General features: G+C 73.0%; 1 protein-coding gene. It reads right to left on the bottom strand.

Features of this window, described 5'->3' with window-relative positions; translation table 11 throughout:
• Nucleotides 1-345: diacylglycerol/lipid kinase family protein (locus B3S45_RS14410; protein WP_286721482.1), on the bottom strand; the 345-nt coding region annotated here is incomplete at both ends.

Genomic DNA, 345 nt, shown 5'->3' with positions numbered 1-345 from the left:
CGGGCGAGCAGGTTTCCGGTGCCGCTCGGGATGATCGCCATCGGCACCCCCGTGCCCGCCATGGCTTCGGAGACGGCGCGAACGGTGCCGTCCCCTCCCGCGACGAGCACCGTCGTCGCGCCGGCCTTCAGTGCCTGCCGGGTGACGTCGTCGCCGAGGTCGTCGACGGTCGTCTCGTAGAACAGCGGCTCCGACCAGCCGGCCCTCTCGGACTCGTGGGCGACGGCCTTGCGCAGACGATCCTGGTCGACCTTGATGGGGTTGTACACGAGGGCCGCCTTCGGGGCCGGGCGCTCCGCACCGCCGCCCATGGGCTCGGTGGCGCCGTCTTCGTCGACGCGGCGC

Source organism: Microbacterium sp. UBA1612, assembly GCF_002321605.1.
GTDB classification, from domain to species: Bacteria; Actinomycetota; Actinomycetes; order Actinomycetales; family Microbacteriaceae; genus Microbacterium; species Microbacterium luteum.
The sequence above is the reverse complement of the archived record's forward strand: the minus strand, read 5'-3'. Positions and strand labels throughout refer to the sequence as shown.